We start from the raw sequence: 20526 nt of genomic DNA, 5'->3' as shown, positions 1-20526 counted from the left end.
AGTCTTTTAATGCTAAAATTAAGGCGTTTAGAGCTGCTTTAAGAGGAGTAACGGATATAAAATTCTTTCTTTTCAGACTTACAAAGCTGTATGCTTAATCCCCCAGGTTTATCGGGTGAGCCCGAACAATTGTTTTGATTACAATCGTTGACTATCCTTTAGATTTAAGGGCAGGACACAAAAAAAGGGAAACAGTTGAATACCAACCATTTCCCTTTTTCTAAGTCGGGGTACCAAGACCCTTTTGTGTAAACGCTTAGCATCTATTTATCTGTTTATCAAAATATTACAAAATCACTATAATACTATTTTGTCCTAAAATAGTTCCGGTTTAGAACTATTCACTCGTTCACCGCTACTGTGTGTATTCTCTTCTTTATTTAGTTCTTTGATCGCTGCTAACGTAAGTTGCCCCATCAGAACTTGATTATTATTCACGAACCCTTCCCCATACTTATCATCCTTTTTAAACTTGTCGCATATATTACTATATACAACAAGTACGTTAGTAATTGCTTTTTCTGCATTCTCATGCCATGTAGATAACATTGTCATGCCATCTAAGATACTTTTGTTTTCCATGTTGTTTCTATATTAAATTTATACATAAAAAATCAATCTATATCATCCCCTTCTTTATTCCACTTTCCTCCGTATCTCATCGTCATCATGCAGGCTTGTCCTTTAAATCAACCCCTGCTTTTGCCTTCCAATACCCAATCGTCTCTATCAAACTTTCATTTTTCTTTTCAAGCTCACGAATCTTACATTTAAGATCTATTAACTCTTTCTGAGAATCCGATTTATCAATTGAAGAGGTTTTATTGAACATTTCACCTTCCCCCGTCACAATCCATGATATATTCACATCTGGAAATTCGATGAAAATATTCCTCAACACATCGGTCTGTATTTCTTTCCTTATATTAGACAAATAAGTACGATCCTTGCCTATTCTTTCCGAGAATTGGCTTGCATTAAGCCCTAATTCTTTAGAAAGAATGTATAGTCTATCTTTTATTTCGCTTCCATTATCCATAAAAATGAACGATTGACGAATATTTACATCAAATTATTTTGAATTGATATAAATATTCATCACATTTGCACCTGTATTAAACATTCAACATTTCAAAGATAACAAAAGCAGATTTATTAATCAATAGGGTAAACACCCTATAAACACATGAAGTATGAGAAAGATAAAGATTTGGCTTAATTGGTTTAGTGCGAAAGATGCACGGAAATTAGTAGAGAACTACAGTCGTTTGAAACCAGCGCTTAAAGAAATAGCAAAAGGGGCAAAACAAGGAGGAGAAACGTGTTTTGTATATGCTCTCACTTCAGAGGACATAGACAAACTAATTAGGTTAGGATATAGTGTTGAACTACGCTTGACCCAAACAATAAACGGTGTAACATTGAAAAAATATTTAATCAAGTGGTAATATGGCAGCATTGAATTTGAATTACTCATTTTTGAAAGGAACGCGAAAGGTTAAGTATGAAGACTACATGCTTTTGCAGGAAGATTTGATGAAAGCTTTGGGTACAAAGACCAAGCAACATTACTATCAAAAGCGTAAACGCATCACCAATATTCCTGTACAGGAAAAAGAGGCTGTTGAGAAGGTTTTCGCAAAATATGAAATAACTGATCCTAACGAGATCTGGGACATAACACCGGCTTGATATGAACAAATATGCAGAACTAACACGACGAGAAAGTCAAATTGCGGAACGTATCGCCTGGGGAGCCTCGATCAAGGAGGTTGCATATGCGCTACAGATCAAGATTAAGACTGTTGACAATGTTATCCAAAGGGTGTATAAGAAAGTAGGTTGCAGCAAAATCAACGAGCTTTCCGCATGGTGGTTCTGCACGAACTTCAATATCTCATTTGACCTTTCTCCAATGGCAAGATCAATAGTGGCCTCTGCTCTATTGTCAATATTCGTCGCTAGCGAATATATATCCAGGAATGATTTCTGTAGATATAGAACTCGCTCTAGGAGATTTAGAATCGAATACGTCAGATTACGCAATAACTAAAATACCATGGCAACATTAGAAGAACAAAAGGAGTACATTCGTACTAATTACAAAAAACTGACCGGTCAATTTATGGCTAAGATGTTAGGCATACGCCCGGAGAAGGTGTATGCGCTGGTAAAAGAATTAGGATTAAAAAAACAACTTCCTCCTCCCGTAATTAAACCGAAGGCTGATATGGGAAAGAATCCAACCCCTATCGTACCAAACGGTAACGATGAAGGAAAGATTCCTCTCCGGATAGATTGTCGAACGGTTATTCTCGTCCCCTACACCGCTGATCCTGAGAAGTGTCGTAAAGATTTTCTTCAAAAGATTAATCGTAAACATTCAAGTCAGATAGACTCTCTGTAATAACCTAAAAAATATACTGAATATGATAACATTGGAACAAGCAAAAGAAAAATTAGAGGATCTCAAGAGTGAAATTCGATGCCGTTTAAAATGTGAGCCAGAGGATCTTGAGATTGTACAACATGAATCTGGGTGTATATCTATACATTGGGTTACTAAATATATTGGACTCGACTATATGAATATTCCTTCAGAGTGGATAGTAGTAACTATAGATTGGCAAGAAAAAAGGGCATCAATGTTTGCTGATCCATCAGATTTCATGGTATACACTACATAACTAAAGAAATATGAAACGATTGAATAAAAAGACCTACAAGGCAATCAAGCAAGCAAAGGCAGTGATTACCATCACGCAACATGGGGATGTGGTTAAATTGAATGTGGATTTTTTACCTCCCGCAAAAAACAAATCTCCCAAGCTATTCCAATATCTGGCCATCAAGATGTGTAATCATGCCATGGAAATTTTAGGAGGAAAGAAAAAAGATGAATGACAAGAACTATTTAGCGATGGCTGTAGCCACCGCCAAAAGAAAAAAGTTGGCGCATACTACTCCGCAGGAGTACGCTTTACCGATTTGGATGATGTTCATAGCGGCAGATATCCTAGAGAACTCCGCTATGGAAATCCAAGGGCTATTAATGCAGGACGAGCAATTTATCCAATCCGATAAGATGCACATAAAAGCCATAATCAATCATGCCGGCAAATTCGTTCGTGATGTTGATCGGACATGTGAATACCAGTTCGCTTGCAAATTTGCGGACTATACAGAAGAATGTTCCACTTTACTTCGCAGCTACATGCAAAATAAGTTAGCCAAGATGGACAACATATGGGCACAGAGGAAGGAGGAATGATCATGTATATCGAAACGGATTCAAACGGCAAGATCATCATTCAGGATATCTCACAGGAAGAAGCTGTCATCCTAGATGATTGCTTATGTACTTACTTGGCGACGAAGCCTATCGATCAAAGATCAAGTGTCGATAGGATCGTAATGGACATGAAAAGACAATTAGAAAAGAATATACAATGAAAGCTAGAATCGTATATGAAGTAGAATGCCCTCCCGTTAATTGCGATCGGGAGGATTTTTTGAAATGGTTGGAACTAAACCTATATGTTCCGGGAGCGTGCGTCACCTCCGATAATCCTCTTTTTGGAGAACCATTGGATTTTGACACCGCAGATTTTGACAATATTGAGGTAATCGATGGATAGTTACGCCCGGTATCGAATGACAGATTGGAACTGGATCGCCATCTATAAAGAGAAAATGGGAGTAGATCTATTCCGGGAATATGTGAACGGCGTATATAATGAACTTCTAAATATGAAAGTAGATCGTTCATTCTCTCTCGAGGCTACGGTTAAGGAGGAAAACAGAGAACTCTTTATAAAGATAGTCTGTATGTTCATTCAAGAAGGAAACTATGACTATGATTTTAGTCAAGATTATAAATTCATAAGACGACATGAAAAGACAACGCTGGTCAGAAAGCCAAGAAAAAATATTGAAGGAGAATCTGGGGAAGATAACTCTCAAGGAAATAGGGAAGATTCTAGGAAAGACCGAGTTAGCCGTTAAACTATATATCCATAGGAACCATATCGTTTACCGTCCTTCCGTAAAACGGAACCTTGTGCTAGAATTGTTCCGGATTAAATTGGTCAATCCGGAATATTTCAATGTAACAACAACTTTCTTGCATGCGGTAAATATCAACCAAGTACGGTTTTGGAAATTATACCGGGGGGAGGAAAGCCCCACAGATCAAGAGTATTTACGTCTAGCCACAACTCTAGGCGTATCCTTACAAGAGGCCTTCGAAGCCCGACAACTATATTTATTTAACGACAATAAAGAAGATGAAATATGATACCTCAAGACGTGATCGATAATATCATCAACACGGCCAATATAGTAGACGTGATAGGTGATTATGTTAAGCTAAAAAAAGCTGGAGTAAATTACAAGGGAGTTTGCCCATTCCATGGGGACAAGGACGCAAGCCTAGTCGTATCCCCCGCTAAGAATATCTGGAAATGTTTTGGATGTGGTAAAGGCGGGAACGTGATAACCTTCGTAAAAGAGCACGAAGGGATATCTTTCTTCGAGGCGGTAAAGCTAGTCGCCTCGAAATACAACATAACAGTACCCGAACGGGAACTAACCGACGATGAACGGAACAAAGCGAAAGAGCGGGAGGCCCTACAAATCTGCCTCACATTCGCCCAAGAAACGTTTACGGCTTTCCTCAAGAAGAAAGAGGCCGCTGAATATCTGGAAACACGAGGAATCACCCCGAATATCCTGTCTAAATATGGAGCGGGGTACTCTTCATCCATGTTTACCGCATTGACCGAGTTAGGCTCTCAAAAAGGTTATGACATGGCGGCTATGGAGAAGGCCGGTTTGATTACAAGGAAAGAGGACGGAAAGATCTTCGATCGATTTGTAAATAGGATCACATTCCCGTTTTATTCCTTATCAGGACTAGTGATCGGTTTCACGGGCCGTTCCTTGGATAAGGATACCCAATGTAAATATCTAAACTCTCCGGAGACTCCCCTTTTTCATAAGGGAAAGACGTTATTCGGTATATACCAAGCTCGCCAAGAGATATCGAAATCCGATAAATGCTATTTGGTGGAAGGTCAATTTGACGTACTCTCTTTCGTTCAATCCGGTTATCCCAATACGGTCTGCGGTAGCGGTACCGCCCTTACACTAGATCAAGTCCGGATCATCAAGAAATTTACCCGAAACGTCACTGCCGTTTATGATGGAGACGCAGCCGGCATGAAAGCCTCCGTCCGGAACATGGATATCATGCTGGCCGAGGGCATGAACGTCCGTGCCGTTCTTCTTCCGGAAGGAGAAGATCCGGACAGTTTCGCCCGCAAGATGGGGACTGAGAAACTAGCCAAATTCTTGAAAAAGCAGGAGACCGACTTCATCTCCTTTATTTATAAAGCATTCGAAAGCGAGATGGACGATCCGATCCGGAAAACAGAGGTTCTCCGGATTATCGCCCAAAGTATTTCCGTCGTGCCAGATAAATTACAAAGGCAAGCGTATATCGTATCCCTCGCCGAACGATTTAACGCAGACGGGGAATTGATAACAAATCTAGTTGCCGAGCTACAAGCCGTAGGTAAGAAAAACGTGCCAGCCCAATCTACTCAACCGGGATTGACCGGCGTGGAAGAAGCGGAGGAACTTGTAAAAACCGGGAGCAAACAAGTCACCCTTACTTGGTCTGTCAATCGTTTCTCCGAGGGATGGGGAGTTTGTCCGGTCATCCTTATAACAGGTATCCCGGGTGTGTCCGAGGTACAAGAGCTTCGCCGGCTATCTCCCATCATCCGTTGCAGGGATAAATTCGAGGTAAAAGAAAACATGATCGAACCGGAAGAGCTCTCATTTCTACGTTCCTTGACAAGAACCGGCTTCACGGTCTCCATGAGCAAATATAAAAGAGAGCGGGAAAGTTATGTAGACGAGAAAGGTGAAGAACGTTATAAACTCGTAGACACAGAGAAAGAGATTGGATTCAATGAATACTATATCGGATTATACAGTACATTCCGGGAATCTCCCGAGAATATAAAGAAAATAGCCTTAGAAAGATGCTCTGAAGTGATATCCTACGCGGATGCTACCACCCGAGCTTTCCAAACTACAGATTATGCCCGGATGTTAGGGGTCACCAAAACAGCTCTGGAACATGTCTTGAAACCATATCTCGATATCCGTAAATCAGAGGCCCGGTTTAATTCAGACGCACTCCAAGTAGATGGAGCCTCACTCATGTTCGATCCTAGCCGACTCCCGGATTATGTAGACTCTGATCCAGCGATTAACCGGTTATGGCGTGCCTATCAGTTTTTCCCATATCTCGATAAGAATGGAAGAAAATTAGCATATATATTCGCTAATGGTAAAAAATCGTTTATGAGAGTAGGAAACTTCTATATTGAGCCACTATTACATGTTTACGATAAAGAAAGCCAAGCCAACAAACGTATCGTAGAACTCACTCAAGCAAACTATCCCTATCCGATTTATATGGAGTGGATCAGCGCAGAGATGCTCACACTCCCATCCTTTAAAAAACGCTTATGGGAAGAAGGTGATATCAATTTCTCCAATGGGACACAAAACCATCTCGATTTGATCATGGATAGTTGGGCGGGCAAGTTCAAGAAGTGTTTTGAGCTTCGTATGTTTGGCTGGTATGATGAAGGATTCTTCGCTTTCAGTAACGCTATAGTCCATGATATCGATGGAAAACAACAACTCCAATACGTATCAGATTTGGGATTAGTGGAACACAATAAACAATACTATTATATCCCGGCTTTCTCTAAAATTTACGCATCTGAGCGCCGGGATAGCGATCGCTACTATCTGGATCGCTTTATCAAGTACCGGGAACCCAAAGCGGGATGTTCTATCAATTTCCAAAAGTGGGCCTCACTGATGAACGAGGTATACAAGCTAAACAATAACGGTATGTGGGCGATCATATATTCGATCATGAGTGCCTTCCGTAGCGATATATACAATGTCAGGAGAACCTTTACGGCTTTATTCTTTATCGGTCCGACGGGTTCCGGAAAATCACAAGTTGGTTATTCCATCCGCTCTCTATCGATGTCTCCGGACGCACCAGCATTCAACCTAAACTCCGGAACCCCCGCCGCTTTGTTCTCTTGGCTGGAGAGATACCGGAATATCCCGATCATGCTCGAAGAGTATAACGACACGCAAATAAACCCTGTGATTTTCCAAGCCTTGAAATCCGCTGTATATGATGGAGAAGGCAAGCAGAAACGTAAGGATGCGGTAAGTAAGGAGATCGATAGTAGCCAAGTGAACGCAGCTCTTGTTATCATGGGCCAAGAAAGCCCCCAACAGGATGACAACTCTCTCGCAAATCGATGTATCATTTGCGAGGTACCGAAACGTGACGATCGGTCTGAATTGGAAGAAGAAATCTTCAATGAGTTGAAAGGATACGAGGAATCCGGACTACATAGCGTCCTCCTTGAGATATTGGCGTGCAGAAATAGCATCTTGCAACATTATAAGAAAGTATACGACGAGGTCTTTAAATCCTTGAAAGATGAGGTACGGGTATCCGTTAAAAACACGGATGGCCTCTCTCGTATACTCGAGACGGTATCAATGTTCGTTTCCGTTTGTCGTATAGTGGAAGAACATACCTCCTTGCAACTACCTTTTACCGCAGAACAGTTCTTCGAAATCGCAATAGCGAAAGTGATCAAACAAGTAGAATCGATTAGTTCCTCAAATAAGATGTTCAACTTCTTCAGTATACTCAACTTCTTGATCGATACAGGAAGCCTAGTTCAAGGTAGAGACTATAAGATCGAGGTACCGGGAAAGGTAACAATTAAGAAACAAGGCCGGGATACGGAAATAAAAAACCTAGAGCCCATAGATACCCGTGTTTTATATCTAAACATGACAAATATCTATCCTATGTATACCCAGCAGCTAAAAGGTGAGGCGTTCTCTCTTCAATCCTTAAATACCTATTTCGAAAGTAACGAGGCCTATATTGGCAAAGTACGTTCCACTCGTTATCGATGGCAAGAGGTGAAAGAAGTCCCAAAAGGAGACATTCTAGCAAACCCGGCGGGAGAACCCACCATAGATAACAGCATGAAACGTATTATGGTGAACAAAGAGAGTAATACCTCGGCAGTTTGTTTCAATTACGATATTCTCAGAGACTTGCTCGATGTCGATTTCGAAAGAGACGTACAAAACTACGATCAGACTCCGGAGACTGAGCCGGGATTCCGCTTTTAACGACTGATAGTATTTTAAAATCGCATAGAACCGACTTTCTAGGATATAGCTTGGCTATTGGAGGCCATGGACAACCAGCACATCCGGGAAGCCGGTTCTATCTTTATTCATCTATTTCCCCCGGACCCCCTGAAATTAAAAAAAGAAATAAGCAAGTTTTGCGTGTTTTGAAACCCTATAAAGGATAGAAAAAGTGGTCAACAGACCAACAGACCAACAAAAGATGAAACATTTCAAAACAGATATAAGATAAATGTATAATAATCAATAATATATATATTAATTAAATAGAAGTAGGCTGTTGTTTCCTGTTGGTCATCGTTTTCTTTTTGTTGGTCACTGTTGGCAATAATTCTAAATTCAGGGAAAAATGAAGCACTGTTGACGGTTGGTAGAGGTGACCAACAAGCTCTATTTTTTGTTGGTCGCATATTTCTTGGTGTTTTATCAATTATATCATTGAAATATAGTAAATTAGCATCATATTTTATAATTCTTGTTGGTCTGTTGACGTGTTGGCCGCAAAATATAACACATACACATAGGGAAAATAGAGTAAAAAAGCCTATAAGAAGAGAGAAAATCGATATGGTGACAGTAAAGATAAGCATAAAAAAGCATTTGGAGGAGTACATGCGTGGAAAATTCAATGATTGCCGGGAAGGAGTGATAACCCTTCCGGACAAGACAGATTTGTATCATACCCTGTTTGATCTGACATCCAAGCGCCCGGCCTCCTGCCCTTTGGAGCAAGGAACGCTGGAAATAGCTTTGCCGGACAGACGATGTGGAAAAGATCCGGCTTACTACAACTATCTTAGCGAACTCTCGCAGCGAATCCTTGAGCGACGGATAGAGTTGATGTTCTGGGCCGAGCTGCACGAATGGATAGATTATAACAAGCATATGTATGGGATACAGTATATCGAAAGTATTTTTTCCTTTATGCGCAAATTCGATATCAACGGGATCAGCGAGGACGCTCTAAAAAAGAACTACTATCGCTGGAGGGACCGAACTAGGAAGCAAAAAGAGAAACGTTCGTACAATAAAAGTTAAATACGAGTGTTTTTCACTCCGACCAAGCGTATCGATTTGTCCCTTTTGGGAGGAATAAAATTCCAAGTGTATCCATTATGATCAGATATTATTGATAAACAAATAAAAACTAAGGTTATGGCAGACAATATGGGAGGTATCTCCGATGCGTGGTTCGCTTTCTCGATGCAAATAGCGAGCGTGTCTCAAGAGGCAGACAAAGTAAAAGTTGGACTCAAGTCCGGAGGCTGGATCAACCTTCACCCGGGGAGATATGGAACCTCTATCAAGGTTGAGCCACAAGAAAGTGAATCAGGTACTCTATATAATGTATCTGGTTCCTTGCAAATACCCCGTCAATATATGACCAGCGATCTATGGCAAAAATGCGAACGATTGAACCACCTCACGGCGATCTTTAAGTATAAACACTTTAGTGGGGATACATTCGTGGTCGGATCGGATCGTTTTCCCTTAAAATGCAAATTCGAGGTGTTGCACCCCAGCGATCCTAGCGGTTTCTCGGGATACAAAATCTCGTTATCCGGAAAGCAATTGGTTCCGCAACTTCAACTGATTGATTGACCGAAGTCCTTTACCATACATATATATAAGTATATCCTTGCCATCAAAAAGGAAGATATGCTTTATCTACACAACATTCTGGGGGGAGTATGGTTCGTCGAGGAAAACTTCGCGGCGAATTATTTCCCCCTTATCGCATCTTTTCTTACCAAGCCGGAAGCGATGTTCGGGAAACCCCGGAACGCTTCTTCCGAACAAGAGCCGACCGAGGATAACGCCTTGCTTTTCGCCTCCCTAAAAAATGGCGCATACCAGATCAGCGAGTATGGAGGATGGTCTCCACCCGAGGACGCACCCAAAAACTCCGTAGCCATAATGAACATCAACGGGGCGATCACGAAATACGACCAAGAATGCGGTCCATCCGGAATGCTTACCAAGGCGAATCTCCTAAACCGATGCTACAACGAGAATAATATCAAGGCGATCGTCTTGAATATCGATTCCGGCGGAGGCGAGGGAATGGGATGCCGGATCATGCAGGAAGCGATTAACAGCCGAAACAAACCTGTCGTAGCTTTCTGCAATGATTTCGTAGCGTCCGCCGCCTATGGCATCGCCTCCTGTTGCGACAAGATCGTAGCGAACTCCAACGTCTGCCGGATCGGAAGCGTGGGTACCTATATGACGATCGTTGATACCAGCGAGTATTATGCCAAGATGGGAATCAAGTTGATCGATATCTATGCCTCCAAATCCACGGACAAGAACCAAGAATTTCACAAGGCTCTGCAGGGAGATACGGAACCGCTAAAAAAAGTATGCGATACGTATAACGAGAATTTCATCTCCAGTATCGCTAACGCCCGGGTAGGCGTGATCAATGAGGATCAAGGTAAATGGGCCACCGGTAAGATGTTTTTCGCGCCGGAGGCCATGGACATCGGTATGATCGATGAGATAGATACTTTCGAGAATGTTCTTAATTATTTTAATACATAGTGATTTATGAAGTGGTTGAAAGATGATTCGTACAATGCGATGAAACAAGCGGCCGACAACTGGGACAAGCTTCTGAATAAGGTACTGGGTGATAACCCGGACATGAAAGCGGAAGACGTAACAGTGGATCAGCTGCTCGATTCGATCGAGAGCACCGGTAATACCTCCGACTTACAGGAGCAATTATCGACCGCCCAAGAAAAGTTGAAAGAGAAAGACACACAGATTGAGCAACTTCAATCAGACGTGGCAGAGCTAAAGGGAACACCGGCAGGCAAAAAGCCGGAAGCAAAAGTAAAGCAAGAGCCGACCGCGGAGACCGGAGATATCAAGGATTTCGCCGATAAGCATGAGGATGATACCCTCGCTATCATGGCCGAGGCAGAGAAAACAGGATTTTTTAAACACTAAGAACGATGGCAAAACAAGGAATTTTAGATATTGAGAAACTGAATCGTTATGCGAAGGATTACGATAACGTGTTGCGTACCCTTCCCTATTTCACGTTTCAGGAGTTCGCCGCGGCCATGAAGCTCAACGTGATCGAGATCGAGAATGAGGACGTGATCGTGAACGCTCGCCGCAAAGCCGGACACACCGGCCCATATAAAGCCGGGGCCGAGATTAAGTATCCCGATGAAATCGGTAAATTGGTAGAGATGTCCATCAAACCGGAACTTACCGTTTCTCGTTTGAAGGATAACATCTTAAATTATACGGAGAAACGTATTCTCTCCAACGCCGGGGAGAAGGTGGACCATACGGTAAAGAAACACCCCATGGAGAAATTCGTGGTGGATAATCACATCATCAGCCATTCGGAGGATATCACTTTCTCCGCTTTCTTCGCCGAAAGAAACGACAATGTGTATAGCCCGATGAGTTCTTTCACCGGATTTTTCCCTTGGATCGATCATTTCAAGACAACGAAGGATATCACCATGGCGAATCGTAACCTAGTACGTACCGGTACGTTTGGCAGTGGTGACGGTGTAGATGATTACGATCGTCTGGTCAACTTCTTACGTGCGGCACATCCTTTCTTACGCCGTAAAGCGATCCTGTATTATGCCAACGAGATCGAGTTGATCTGTAAGGAGGCTTACCGGCAAAAGACAAAAGCGTTCGCCCGCCCATCCACCGAGGAGTTTTGGAAGGCGGTCAAGGACGACGCCAAGTTCCCGGGACTGGAACCTGTCACCCATGAGGCATATGGAACAGGGCAGGCCTTGATCTTAATCCGTCCCGGAATGCTGGATTTTGGCGTGAATACGAAGAAGGCGACCCGGTTCGTCCAGATCCGCGATATCTTCGAGGACCCGAACGAGGTTCAGTTCTGGCTACAAGCCGGGTACGGTACCCGCTTTCAGGATATCCATCCGAAGGTATTCCAGATTAACGAGTTCACCAATGAGGGCGTTGATTTAGCGGGCGACTACGTAACCGGTGCCGCCCTGACCGTCACGATCGAGAGCGACGAGGCCATAGAAGCCGGTGCCGCTTGGAAGGTGGGCGAGAACGGCGAGTGGATGAGAAGCGGAGCTACCCTTTTAGGCATACCCAAAGGTGAGCAAACCGTATCCTTCAAGGATATCGCCGGTTATACCAAGCCGGCAGACGTGAAAGTCACGGTAGCCGATGGAGAGGACTTCACCGCTTCCGGTACTTATACCAAATCGTAAAACCAGTAAATAAATAAAACGATGAAAGATTTCAGAAAAGTTTTGTCCGTATTGTTTCTGCTAGCGGTGCTATCCGTCCTCTTCATGGGGGCGGACGTTCCGGCGGATTATGTGATGTGCGCCTCGTTTGGCCCTGTTTTATGGCCAGCCGGAGCGGACAATATGGGGGGTTATAAAGGTCGTATCGCCTTTATTCCGGAAACCTCAGTCTCTGTCGTCCCCACGCTCCCCAAAGAGGCCAAGGCCACAGCCGATTTCGTGACGGCGACAGGAGCTTTTACCTTTTTAGAGTCGGGAGGTAAACCGACACCTATTTACGCGACACGGGCAACCGTAGGATACAAAGCGGAGTCTCAAGGCGAGACAGATTGTAAAAGTTACAAGATCAGCGGCGAGTTCTTCCACCCCGGCAAGAAAGTGGAAGCCGCCGCTTTCGCCCGGCAGATCTGCAATACGCCCGGCTATTTGATCATCGAGGACAACGAGAGCCAGCAGCTTATCGGACAGCCCGGCTATCCTTGTACGGTTACCGCCTCTTTCGACGGCGGCAAGGCGGCGGCCGACAAAAGAGGTTGGTCCTTCACTTTCGAGGCCGATAGCCCCGCCCCTATGATTATCATGGGAACGCCTATCGATATAGACGCATTATTCACCGGGGTAGCTCCTACTCCACCGGAAGGAGGTTCTTAAATGATAACATTACAAAACTGGTTAGCGGACCGTAAGCGTAAATACGCGGACGGTCTAGCGCTTTTTCAAGCTCTAGCTCCGGAGGAGATGAGAAAGAAGTATATCGCTTTCTTTAGCGAGGTAAAGGAGGTTCCGCAGTTCGATTCCCATTTCACCGTATTGGTGAATAAGTTGACAACCGTAGCGCGCCTATCGTCGGCCCAACCCCAGATAACAATCTCCGAACGGGGTTCGATACTCTTGAAAACAGCGGTCGCGGCAACAAAGGCGATCGAGAAAACAGCGGATCAGCTAAAAGGCGATAAAGTCTTAAAAGAAATCCTCGTGAAAGAATCCGAGCTATTCAAGCTACAAGACAAGATCACCGAGCTGGAGGAAGACAATGACGATAAATCCGGAGAGATCGATCAATTGCAAGCCGAGCTGGAGGAAGCGCAGGAAGAGTTGCAAGAACTGCAAGATCAATTCGCCCTGTTACGGCCCGGAGCGAAGATCGCCACATACTCCTCCCTTCCGGATAACATCCGTACGATCTTCGACGAGGTCCGCCAGATCACCCCCTTGTACGCCGCCTTATTCACGGAGATGCAGAACGAGGCCCTTACTCCGGAGCAACGCAAGCCGATCGCCGATCAGGTGCATGAGCTTTGGAGCCGCCGTACCAAGCTATGGGACCAGATCGACGCTTGGGCCGAGGGTAAGCAGATCCAGTTAAAAACCGAGGTTCAAAAAACCGAGGAGCTCCCGGCCGATCAATTGCTGAAAGGTATGCAGATCGCCAACCGGATCGAACGACTGAGGGAGAATATCCGGCGCACGGAAACCTCTATCGCCCAACATGAGAAAAACGGAAAGCTTAACCTCCGGCAAAAATCAGAACAACGCTTGGCTTATTACAAACGTGAGCTGGCGGAACTGGATAACTTGAAATAAATCTTGCTTCCATAATGAAGGGGAATAGACAATCCATAAGGTATTGGCTGTTCCCCTTTATCATAACCTATTTAGAAAGAATGAACAAGGAACTAACATCATACGACAAGATAGCCACGGTACTTTTCAAAGGGCATGAAGAAGCGGCAAGCCTTCTCTCCTGCCGGGAGCTTATGCAAAAAGATCGCTGGATGTTATGTGTTTCCAAGTTATTGGAAGACCCCATGACAGCTGACAAAGACCTGATCGCTTTCCTGATGGCCGGTTGCGACGGCAGTTGTGAGCCCGTATCACAAGCCACCGCTTACCGTGATCTGGCCGCTATCCGGAGACTCGTAGGAAATGTACAGTTAGCCGGCAAGAACTGGTATCGTTACATGGTGATCGAGGCCGCCAAGGAAGGTATCCGCATCGCCCGGGAAGCCAAAGACCCCAAAGGTATCGCCGCCAACGCGGACAAGATCGGTAAATACACCCGCTCCGATAAAGAAGACGATGACATTGATCGAAGCGCTTGGGAACCACCCTGCTTTGAGCCATCCGATGATGTCACGTTAATGGGAGATGATTTCAAGCCTATCCCTAATCTTGAAGAAGAAAGGAAATCATTCCGGGCATTGTTCAAGCAAGATCATGATATCGTAGATATTGAACCCATTACAGACGACTATGGCACTGATGACTGAACCTTTCACCCGTAAAGCGAAAGAGGCGCAACGCAAGTTTTTCAATAAGATGCAACGCATGGGAATGGCGATCGCCGCCCACGACGAGTATTGGGTGTGTAGCCGTGGTACCGGTAAATCCGAGGGTTTGGACGCACGCTTCATCATCCGGAATGTTTGGTCCATGCCGGGTTCTACCGGGGCTTTAATCTCTCCATCCTATGCCAAGGCTTGGGGTAATACGCTACCGGCGATTATTCACGCTCTCGCCGAATGGGGCTATATCGAGGGCATTCATTTCTTTGTTGGCCGCAAGGCACCCCTGTCCGCCAACTTCGGAAAGCCCAAGCGCCCGCCGCTTCAGACCGCATGGGGCAATTGCATTCATTTCTGGAATGGCACCGTATTGGTCGTACTCTCCTTCAGTCAAGGGATGTCAGCGAACTCCATGTCCTTAGATTGGGTAATCGGTCCGGAGGCGAAATTCCTAGACTACGATAAGATAAAATCCGAGGTTGATCCCGCCAATCGGGGAAATTTGCAAGATTTCAACCAATGCCCTTGGCATCATTCCGTTCTCTATTCCACGGATATGCCAACCTTAAAAGCCGGACGTTGGATATTGGATAAGATCAACGACATGAATCCGGTTCATATCAACTTGATCCGGAACCTATACCGGGAAATGAAATTAACCGAGCGCCTTCCGGAACAAACATCATACACCCAACGCAAATACAAAGAATTACGCCATGACTTAATGTTGGCCCGTAAGTATCAAGCACCTGTCAAACCTATGCGTGGCAAGACCCGGGAGTACACGGTATATTACGGAGAGTATGATATTTTCGATAACATGGAAGTCGTAGGCAAGGATTACATTTGGCAAATGTACCGCAACGTCCCTTCCCTTATATGGCGTACCGCGTTCATGAACGAACGCCTGTTCCGTGTCGCTAATGGCTTCTATTCGGCCTTGAACGATTACCATTTCTATACCCCCGGCGATACTCGCTACATGGGTAGCATGGGAGCGGACTGGAACCGGCTGCGACTGGCCGGATGCCTAGCCGATGGGGATCTGGATATGGACGCTCCCTTGCTAATCGGTTTCGATAGTAACTCCGCAATCAATACCGCATGTATCGGACAGGTACAAGGCCATCAATTACGTACCCTAAAGAGCTTCTTTGTCAAGACCCCCGATAAGCTGGATGAATTGGCTCGTCAGGTTTGCGAATACTACAAATACAAGCTCAAACGTGATATCATCTTCTTTTATGACCAGACCTTCACGTGGACTACCGGCAATAACTCCGAGTCCTATCAAGATACCATCATCCGGATCTTCAAGGAATATGGTTGGGATATCACCGATATCTATATCGGACAGGTAAGCCGCCACGACTGGAGGCACGAGCAAATAGACCGGGCCTTAAAGCATGATCCGACGCTCCTTTATCCTGTTTTCAATAAATACAACAACGAGTTCCTCAAACTCGCCATGGAGCAAACAGCGGTGAAAGTAGGCAAGAACGGATTCGAGAAAGACAAATCGCCGGAAGCTACAGAAGACAGCCCCGATAACCCGGATGAGTACAAGACACACATTACCGACGCATGGGATACATTGTTTGTCGGTGCGAATTTCTTTATGCCTGAACTTGCGTACGCAGAATCCGGAATCATCTTCCTTCATTAAAAATCTGTAGACGCATTTCATGCGTGATCTGTCTGAGGGAGGCAGCAGATAAGGTGAAAAATTGAACTTGCGCCCGCATTTTTTTTGTAGGGCGCTGCGGGGTGCTTTCGCACGCTTTGAGAAAAAAACGCTACTTGAGAGGTGCGCAACTATTAAGTATCAATAAATTAACATTTCAACAATGAGAAACCGTTGCGAAATATGCGGGGACAAAAAAAGAGCCCCTGTTATGGAGGCCCTAAATGCGCTGTTATGATTTGTACTTGCCGTGGCGTGAGTAAGCGTTGCCCGGAATGATACCCGGCTTCGGTAATCTCATAAAGTAACGCCTTGTTTAGATTAATCCATCTCTTTAGCTGGATCGAGGCCGAAGCTGGTGCGCTATTCGGGAAATATTGAATGCCTAGCTCCTGCAATCCGTAAGCCCTTATCTTAAAATTCTCATTGTCCATCCTTCTCTATTTATAAATTATCAAATATACTGAATACTAACCTCATAAAAAAAGGACGCACCCTCTTTTCCAAAACGATGCGCCCTTCTCCCTCAAACGATGCGTGCTTTTAGCCTAGATCTCGTCCGGACTCTCGGAGTCGTTTCCTCCTTCGCCTTTTTCCACGCTTACCTTCTCGAATCGCAATACCTTCGCTTGCGAGCGAAGCGCCTTACCCGGAGAGAAGGTGTACTTAGGACGACGAATCTTAGTGGCGTTGAAATCCTTCTCCACCTTCGTCCCCTCACTACCGAACGTGATACGGAAATTACCGAACTCACCCAGCTGCACGATCTTGCCGTCCGACATCTCCAGCTTCATCACGTAGATAAGCGAGTCCAGCACCGCTTTCACGTCTGCGCTGGATACGCAAGAACGCTCACCAATCATGGAGCAAAGACGCTCCATATCACTAGTACCCGTAGATTTCGCCTGTGCGTAATAAAGCTTATCGCCTTCAGTCGCTCCCTTGTGCATGTCCCGTCGCTGCACTAATTTGTAAGTTGTAGCCATTGTTTGTTGATTGTTTTGAAGTGAATAATAGATAGTTGTGTCGTGATCACGGGGGCAAAGGTGGGATATGGTGATTATAGGATGTTAGGGTTTACTCAGCGATGTAAGGCTATATAAGGATATAAAGGGATAATTTGTTAAAAAGAAACAAATATGTTCTTTTTATCATTACTTTATTTGCGAGCATGGAACATAATCGTTACTTTTGCAATGTCAATTAAAAACGTTCTTTGATTTTATGAAGTACTCAGAGTTTTACAAATTGATTGAGTCAGCAGGCTGGACAATCAAAAAAGGGAAAGGGCATTACAAATATGTCCATCCCGACTTTGACTACTTTATCCCAGTCGGTCGTCATAAGACACAAGAAGTTCCCAAAGGGACTCTAGACAGTATGATGAAGAAGGCAGGGTTAAAGAAGTAAAAGAACCGCACCCGTCTAAACGACGGGTGCTTTTAATTGACTAAATAAAAAAAGGTTCTTATGAAAACGATTGAAGCAATTATCGAGAAGGCAAACGATGGAGGAATCTCCATCTATTCCGAGGATGTTAACGGAGCATACGGTTACGGCCTTACGGAACAGGAGGCAAAAGAGGACTTCATCGCCGTACTAGAGGAACAAGCGGAGTATTATGAGGAGAAGCACGGTAAACAACCCGCATGGTACGCTGATGGCTATACCGTGGATTACCGATACGACCTAAGCGGTTTCTTCGAGGCGTTTCCCTTTATCAACGCCAGCAAATTTGCCAAGGAAATTGGCATCAACGAGGCTTTGATGAGAAAATACAAGGGGCGAATCGTGACGGCCTCCGATAAACAAAAGGCACTCATACAATCACGCTACAATTCCATATTAGAAAAAATGAGACAAGTTAAGTTCTAATATTCCAGCCGTGAGGCTCCAATATAAAATCAAAGAGTTAATTGACAAAAACGGGAGGATGATCAAAAGAGGTCATCCTCTTTTTTAGTTTGGAAAATAAATATCCCCTAAACATTTGCCATCCCAAAAACTTTCACCATATTTGCGACATGGCAACCAAGAATGAATTAGATAAAAGTAAAGTAAGAAAGGAAACAACCGCCAAGTTCTTTTTTGATATGGCCAAGTTGACTTTTGCGGCTTTGGTGCTAGGGGTAGCAGCCTCATTACTTAACCGAGAGATAGAGGATGAGATACCAAGCATGGCTAATTATCTTTTTGCGATGGGATTCATCGGTACGGTTGCCTTTGCGATGATTGGATATAGAATCTTAAAATAATAAATAATATGCAGATAGCAGTTGTTTTTTTTACCGTTGTAGCTATTGTTGCCGTAGGCATATTAGCGTATACTTATACACCATCCGGAAAACGATGGATAGAGAACATGTGATAAATTCTTTTTGGAATATTCCCCAGCCGGCCCAATAAAAGCCGGCTTTTTCTTTGCCATCCAAAAACTTTCCCCCATTATATGCCCTGTCGGTATCCCCGGCGGGGCTTTTTTATGCCCGAAATGTTAAATATTTGCGATTAAAATGTTAAATATTTATTTAAACATTTGATAATCAGAATACTATATTTTACTTTGCACAATATTTAATATTTATTACCAATCATAAACAGTTTAAAAATATGGAAACAGAATTAAACACAAAGAAAAACAGACTTCATGATGAAGCTTATTGGGCACAAGTTACGGAAGAACTTGAAAGAGAGGAAGAAGAGGAAATAGAAGTTCTATTGGAGGAAATGATAAATCAGCAATAAGTACAAAAACAAAAGGCGGGGATTTTCCTCCCCGCCAATCATAAACAATTAAAAAGTTAAGGTTATGGCAACAAAGGTATTAAATTTCGAGAACAATCGAATTGCATTCGATATTAATGCAGATGAAAATGTTATGGTAAATGCAACAGAGATGGCAAAGATTTTTGAAAAAGACGTATTTGGCTTTTTGCGTCTTGACAGTACAAAAGCATACATTCAAGCCTACTGTCAGACCGCAGATCTGCGGTCTGAAAATGAATTTTCACCTGAAGGGAAACTAGTAAAAGTCGTAAATGGTGGTCGCAACAATGGTACATGGATGGAACGTAGCGTTGCCCTAAAATTTGCGGCATGGCTAAGTCCTAAGTTTGAAGTGTGGGTGTACAAAACGATTGACGAAATTCTTTTTGGTGAGTACATCCAAGTTAAAGCAAAGCTAAAGGAGGCTGCAAATCGAAAACTTAGAATAGAAAAACTAAAAAATGAACTTTCCACAGACCCGAACGCAGATAAGAGAATACAAGAGCTGTTCCAACTGGAAGAAACAGAGAAGAAAGAAACCAAAAGCCGCTTCTCCCAATTAGGAAAGCGGATCAAAGAATACAAGCAGATGATTATCAAATTTGAGGAAGAAAAGAAATAATCAGGGGAAAGTATTGCAAGTGTGGGGAGAATTCCCCATATTTGCAGTGCTCTATTTCGACCAGGCGGGTAACCGCCGAACATATTTGTATCGGCATTTTTTGTGTCCATACTATACGTATATATAATATAGCGGTTTCGTACCCCCTTGATACGGCTTAATGGCCGTAACTGCCTGGTTGGTGTAGAGCAAAGGGACAGGCGAGACCGTTTTTTGTTTTTCCTGCCCCAAACAAACAATGTTAGTTATGCTCAAACAACCGAACATTTGTTTGCCGGGGAATAATAGTACCCTACAATCAACGTCCACCCACGAAACGGGTTTCTTTTCTTGGGCTACCGCCCAAAAGGTCTACAACCTCTTACCTCTTGGTATCGCCTCCTGTGAATCCATTTACGAGGCTAAAATGTACACAATAGCCTTATTAGCCATGCTATCTCCGGCGTTCTTACCGCTGGTCATCGTAGCTTGGTTCGTTTATAACTCAGCGAAGAAAGGAGGGCTCACCCGATAAACCTGGGGGATTAAGCATACAGCTTTGTAAGTCTGAAAAGAAAGAATTTTATATCCGTTACTCCTCTTAAAGCAGCTCTAAACGCCTTAATTTTAGCATTAAAAGAC

31 protein-coding genes are annotated in these 20526 nt (G+C 43.7%); 26 read left to right on the top strand and 5 right to left on the bottom strand.

What is annotated here, in order from left to right:
* Positions 1-315 precede the first annotated feature (315 nt).
* Both NBH16_RS21965 and NBH16_RS21960 read right to left on the bottom strand, forming a co-directional pair.
* On the bottom strand, positions 316-582 hold the full coding sequence (locus NBH16_RS21965) for a hypothetical protein (protein WP_250789070.1): 267 nt from the start codon (positions 580-582) through the stop codon (positions 316-318).
* 85 nt (positions 583-667) lie between these two features.
* Positions 668-1039, bottom strand: a complete 372-nt coding sequence (locus NBH16_RS21960; protein WP_022192474.1) for a helix-turn-helix domain-containing protein — start codon at positions 1037-1039, stop codon at positions 668-670.
* Positions 1040-1193: 154 nt separating this feature from the next.
* On the opposite strand from NBH16_RS21960, the gene NBH16_RS21955 reads away from it, so the two are divergent.
* The 11 genes from NBH16_RS21955 to dnaG all read left to right on the top strand — a co-directional run bounded on the left by NBH16_RS21955 (position 1194) and on the right by dnaG (position 8262).
* Positions 1194-1448, top strand: coding sequence for a hypothetical protein (locus NBH16_RS21955; RefSeq protein WP_022192473.1), 255 nt, complete (start codon positions 1194-1196; stop codon positions 1446-1448).
* Position 1449: 1 nt separating this feature from the next.
* Positions 1450-1692, top strand: a complete 243-nt coding sequence (locus NBH16_RS21950) for a hypothetical protein (protein WP_022192472.1) — start codon at positions 1450-1452, stop codon at positions 1690-1692.
* Between the two features lies 1 nt (position 1693).
* On the top strand, positions 1694-2053 hold the full coding sequence (locus NBH16_RS21945; RefSeq protein ID WP_022192471.1) for a response regulator transcription factor: 360 nt from the start codon (positions 1694-1696) through the stop codon (positions 2051-2053).
* 6 nt (positions 2054-2059) lie between these two features.
* On the top strand, positions 2060-2407 hold the full coding sequence (locus tag NBH16_RS21940; protein WP_250789069.1) for a hypothetical protein: 348 nt from the start codon (positions 2060-2062) through the stop codon (positions 2405-2407).
* Between the two features lie 22 nt (positions 2408-2429).
* Positions 2430-2687, top strand: coding sequence for a hypothetical protein (locus tag NBH16_RS21935; protein ID WP_250789068.1), 258 nt, complete (start codon positions 2430-2432; stop codon positions 2685-2687).
* Between the two features lie 10 nt (positions 2688-2697).
* Complete coding sequence (locus NBH16_RS21930) at positions 2698-2904, top strand: hypothetical protein (protein WP_022192468.1); 207 nt, start codon at positions 2698-2700, stop codon at positions 2902-2904.
* Entirely contained in the window at positions 2897-3271 is a 375-nt protein-coding gene (locus NBH16_RS21925) for a hypothetical protein (protein ID WP_022192467.1), read from the top strand. The genes NBH16_RS21930 and NBH16_RS21925 overlap by 8 nt, the downstream gene beginning before the upstream one ends.
* Positions 3247-3453: a hypothetical protein gene (locus NBH16_RS21920; protein ID WP_227713731.1), complete on the top strand. Its 207-nt coding sequence runs from the start codon at positions 3247-3249 to the stop codon at positions 3451-3453. The genes NBH16_RS21925 and NBH16_RS21920 overlap by 25 nt, the downstream gene beginning before the upstream one ends.
* Positions 3450-3638, top strand: coding sequence for a hypothetical protein (locus tag NBH16_RS21915; RefSeq protein WP_022192465.1), 189 nt, complete (start codon positions 3450-3452; stop codon positions 3636-3638). Before NBH16_RS21920 ends, NBH16_RS21915 begins: the two co-directional genes overlap by 4 nt.
* A gap of 254 nt (positions 3639-3892) precedes the next feature.
* Positions 3893-4297, top strand: coding sequence for a hypothetical protein (locus tag NBH16_RS21910; protein ID WP_022192464.1), 405 nt, complete (start codon positions 3893-3895; stop codon positions 4295-4297).
* Positions 4294-8262 (top strand): DNA primase, encoded by a 3969-nt coding sequence (dnaG, locus tag NBH16_RS21905; protein ID WP_250789067.1) that lies wholly within the window; start codon positions 4294-4296, stop codon positions 8260-8262. Before NBH16_RS21910 ends, dnaG begins: the two co-directional genes overlap by 4 nt.
* Before the next feature lie 233 nt (positions 8263-8495).
* Here the strand turns inward: dnaG and NBH16_RS21900 are convergent, their stop codons facing one another.
* On the bottom strand, positions 8496-8693 hold the full coding sequence (locus NBH16_RS21900) for a hypothetical protein (RefSeq protein ID WP_250789066.1): 198 nt from the start codon (positions 8691-8693) through the stop codon (positions 8496-8498).
* 157 nt (positions 8694-8850) lie between these two features.
* Between NBH16_RS21900 and NBH16_RS21895 the strand changes: the two genes are divergently transcribed.
* The 9 genes from NBH16_RS21895 to NBH16_RS21855 all read left to right on the top strand — a co-directional run bounded on the left by NBH16_RS21895 (position 8851) and on the right by NBH16_RS21855 (position 16499).
* Positions 8851-9321, top strand: coding sequence for a hypothetical protein (locus NBH16_RS21895; RefSeq protein ID WP_250789065.1), 471 nt, complete (start codon positions 8851-8853; stop codon positions 9319-9321).
* 117 nt (positions 9322-9438) lie between these two features.
* The gene (locus tag NBH16_RS21890) at positions 9439-9885 is read left to right on the top strand and encodes a hypothetical protein (protein ID WP_122368653.1); all 447 of its coding nucleotides are present in this window, start codon (positions 9439-9441) and stop codon (positions 9883-9885) included.
* Between the two features lie 57 nt (positions 9886-9942).
* Entirely contained in the window at positions 9943-10827 is an 885-nt protein-coding gene (locus NBH16_RS21885; protein ID WP_122103728.1) for a S49 family peptidase, read from the top strand.
* A gap of 6 nt (positions 10828-10833) precedes the next feature.
* A complete protein-coding gene (locus NBH16_RS21880) occupies positions 10834-11238 on the top strand; it encodes a peptidase S49 (RefSeq protein ID WP_122145328.1) in 405 nt (134 codons plus the stop codon).
* Positions 11239-11243: 5 nt separating this feature from the next.
* Complete coding sequence (locus NBH16_RS21875; RefSeq protein WP_121961696.1) at positions 11244-12509, top strand: hypothetical protein; 1266 nt, start codon at positions 11244-11246, stop codon at positions 12507-12509.
* A 21-nt stretch (positions 12510-12530) separates the two neighbouring features.
* Entirely contained in the window at positions 12531-13199 is a 669-nt protein-coding gene (locus NBH16_RS21870; protein ID WP_009018466.1) for a hypothetical protein, read from the top strand.
* Positions 13200-14132, top strand: coding sequence for a hypothetical protein (locus tag NBH16_RS21865; protein WP_250789064.1), 933 nt, complete (start codon positions 13200-13202; stop codon positions 14130-14132). It begins immediately after the preceding gene.
* An 80-nt stretch (positions 14133-14212) separates the two neighbouring features.
* A complete protein-coding gene (locus tag NBH16_RS21860) occupies positions 14213-14818 on the top strand; it encodes a hypothetical protein (protein ID WP_048928121.1) in 606 nt (201 codons plus the stop codon).
* Positions 14802-16499 (top strand): hypothetical protein, encoded by a 1698-nt coding sequence (locus tag NBH16_RS21855; RefSeq protein WP_229103434.1) that lies wholly within the window; start codon positions 14802-14804, stop codon positions 16497-16499. Before NBH16_RS21860 ends, NBH16_RS21855 begins: the two co-directional genes overlap by 17 nt.
* A 227-nt stretch (positions 16500-16726) precedes the next feature.
* Here NBH16_RS21855 and NBH16_RS21850 read toward each other — a convergent pair whose 3' ends face one another.
* Both NBH16_RS21850 and NBH16_RS21845 read right to left on the bottom strand, forming a co-directional pair.
* A complete protein-coding gene (locus NBH16_RS21850; protein WP_009018470.1) occupies positions 16727-16951 on the bottom strand; it encodes a DUF4248 domain-containing protein in 225 nt (74 codons plus the stop codon).
* A 114-nt stretch (positions 16952-17065) separates the two neighbouring features.
* Positions 17066-17503 carry an HU family DNA-binding protein gene (locus tag NBH16_RS21845; RefSeq protein WP_022192455.1) on the bottom strand — a complete coding sequence of 146 codons (438 nt, stop codon included), beginning with the start codon at positions 17501-17503 and terminating at the stop codon, positions 17066-17068.
* A gap of 238 nt (positions 17504-17741) precedes the next feature.
* On the opposite strand from NBH16_RS21845, the gene NBH16_RS21840 reads away from it, so the two are divergent.
* From NBH16_RS21840 to NBH16_RS21820, 6 genes are all read left to right on the top strand, one after another.
* Positions 17742-17927, top strand: coding sequence for a type II toxin-antitoxin system HicA family toxin (locus tag NBH16_RS21840; protein WP_195605581.1), 186 nt, complete (start codon positions 17742-17744; stop codon positions 17925-17927).
* A 60-nt stretch (positions 17928-17987) separates the two neighbouring features.
* A complete protein-coding gene (locus NBH16_RS21835) occupies positions 17988-18392 on the top strand; it encodes a type II toxin-antitoxin system HicB family antitoxin (protein WP_195605580.1) in 405 nt (134 codons plus the stop codon).
* A gap of 149 nt (positions 18393-18541) precedes the next feature.
* On the top strand, positions 18542-18772 hold the full coding sequence (locus NBH16_RS21830) for a DUF6722 family protein (RefSeq protein WP_022192454.1): 231 nt from the start codon (positions 18542-18544) through the stop codon (positions 18770-18772).
* A 355-nt stretch (positions 18773-19127) separates the two neighbouring features.
* On the top strand, positions 19128-19262 hold the full coding sequence (locus tag NBH16_RS23340) for a hypothetical protein (RefSeq protein ID WP_022192452.1): 135 nt from the start codon (positions 19128-19130) through the stop codon (positions 19260-19262).
* A 64-nt stretch (positions 19263-19326) separates the two neighbouring features.
* Positions 19327-19905 (top strand): KilA-N domain-containing protein, encoded by a 579-nt coding sequence (locus NBH16_RS21825; RefSeq protein WP_022192451.1) that lies wholly within the window; start codon positions 19327-19329, stop codon positions 19903-19905.
* 247 nt (positions 19906-20152) lie between these two features.
* Positions 20153-20419, top strand: coding sequence for a hypothetical protein (locus NBH16_RS21820; protein ID WP_250789063.1), 267 nt, complete (start codon positions 20153-20155; stop codon positions 20417-20419).
* The last annotated feature ends 107 nt before the right edge of the window (positions 20420-20526 follow it).

Source organism: Parabacteroides sp. Y3-G-102, from assembly GCF_023656845.1.
GTDB classification, from domain to species: Bacteria; Bacteroidota; Bacteroidia; order Bacteroidales; family Tannerellaceae; genus Parabacteroides; species Parabacteroides distasonis.
This window is presented reverse-complemented; position numbering and strand designations above follow the sequence as displayed.